Below are 1854 nucleotides of genomic sequence, written 5' to 3' on the forward strand. Positions count from 1 at the left end.
CCGCGCGGCGGCCGCCCCATGGTCAGCAGCCACCGGGCCGCTGCCCCGGTCCGGAGCATGGAGCCCCCCCGGGCTGCCCCGGCCCGCATGCCCAGCCTGACCATAGACGAGGGTGATTTCGAAAAATTCTGAGGCCCGACACCATGACCAGCATCAGCACCACCGGGGCTGCGCCCCTCAACACCGGCCAGGGCGGCGCCCTGGCCCGGCACGATGACGTGCCCCAGCAATATCTGACCTTCCTGCTCGGAGGCGAGATGTTCGCGGTGGGCATCCTCAACGTGAAGGAAATCATCGAATACGGCTCGGTCACTGGCATCCCCATGATGCCCCCCTTCATCCGCGGGGTGATCAACCTGCGCGGGGCCGTCGTACCCGTGATCGATCTGTCCAGCCGTTTCGGCAACCAGCAATCCCAGGTCTCCCGGCGCACCTGCATCGTCATCATCGAGGTCAGCGAGGGAGAGGACCGCCAGGATATCGGCATCGTGGTGGATGCCGTTTCCGAAGTCCTGGAAATTCCCAGGAGCGAGATCGAACCTCCGCCCGCTTTCGGTGCCAAAATCCGTGCCGATTTCATCACCGGCATGGGCAAGGTTGGCGGCCGTTTCGTGATCATCCTGAACGTGAGCCAGGTGCTCTCCGTGGAAGAAATTTCCCTGCTCTCCGAAATCGGCGGCGGTGAGGCGCCCGGCGAACTGGGCAGCGAAGCAGCAAACCACTAAGCCACAAAACAGAAGGGGGCCAGAGCCCCCTCACCCGGGCCCCGAGCCCTCCCGAGGAGGAAGACATGTCGAAGCACCACCCCCATGGTTGGCCCCCTGGGCTGTCCCCGGGCGCGGGCCCCTGCCCGGCCGCCCCCCGGACGGCCCCCCCGCCACCAGCCCCGGCCGGCACCGGCCAGGGCTGAGCGCCCCCGTTTACCGCAGCCACTGACCCTGCCCTGCACCGGAGCCATCTCATGAAAATCGCAACAAAGACCCGACTGCTGATCGTCGTTGCCCTGCTGGGCATCGTGATCAGCGTCACCGCCGGCCTGTTCAACCTACGCGCCACCCTGCTGCAGGACCGCCAGACCCAGACCCGCACCCTGGTGGAAGCCGCCCTGGGAACCGTGACCTACTTCCACGCCCAGGAAGTCTCCGGGCAGCTGGACCGGGCCGCGGCCCAGGCCGCCGCAGCCCAGGCCCTGCGCGGCCTGCGCTACAGCGGCAACGAGTATTTCTGGATCAATGACCTGAACAACTTGATGGTCATGCACCCCTTCCGCCCCGACCTGGAAGGCAAGACCCTGGACGACCTGAAGGATGGCAACGGCAAGCCGCTATTCCGGGAGTTCGTCCGCACGGTGCGGGACAAGAAGGCCGGTTTCGTGGATTACACCTGGCCCAAGGCCGGCTCCGACAAGCCGGTTCCGAAGATTTCCTACGTCCAGGGCTTCGAGCCCTGGGGCTGGGTGGTGGGCACCGGCATCTACGTGGACGACGTCAATGCCGCCCTGTGGAATGAAATCAAGGTCCAGGTCGGCATTGCCGGCATCATCGTGCTGATCCTGGTGGTGTTCGCCATCTCGGTGATCCGGGATGTGAGCCGCTCCATAGGCCTGGCCGTGGCCGCGTCGGAACGGCTGGCCGCCGGCAACTTCAAGGACGGCAACGAGGCCCGCCTGAGTAACGAGATGGGCGACCTGCTGCAGGCCATTGCCCACGTGCGCGCCAGCCTGCGCAGCCTGGAAGAGGATGCCAGCATGCTGACCTCCGCCGCCGTGGAAGGGCGCCTGTCCACCCGGGCCGACGCGGACAAGCACAAGGGGGATTTCAAGAACATCGTCTCCGGCGTCAATGCCACCCTCGA

The 1854-nt window shown here is 66.1% G+C and carries 2 protein-coding genes; both read left to right on the plus strand.

The window, feature by feature from the left end; all coding sequences use genetic code 11:
- Positions 1-143: 143 nt before the first annotated feature.
- Positions 144-725 (plus strand): chemotaxis protein CheW, encoded by a 582-nt coding sequence (locus tag G474_RS21500; RefSeq protein ID WP_084513845.1) that lies wholly within the window; start codon positions 144-146, stop codon positions 723-725.
- Positions 726-961: 236 nt separating this feature from the next.
- The coding region (locus tag G474_RS21505) for a cache domain-containing protein (protein ID WP_156919341.1) at positions 962-1854 on the plus strand (893 nt) is incomplete at its 3' end.

Origin of the sequence: Azovibrio restrictus DSM 23866, from assembly GCF_000429665.1 — a bacterium.
GTDB lineage: Bacteria > Pseudomonadota > Gammaproteobacteria > Burkholderiales > Rhodocyclaceae > Azovibrio > Azovibrio restrictus.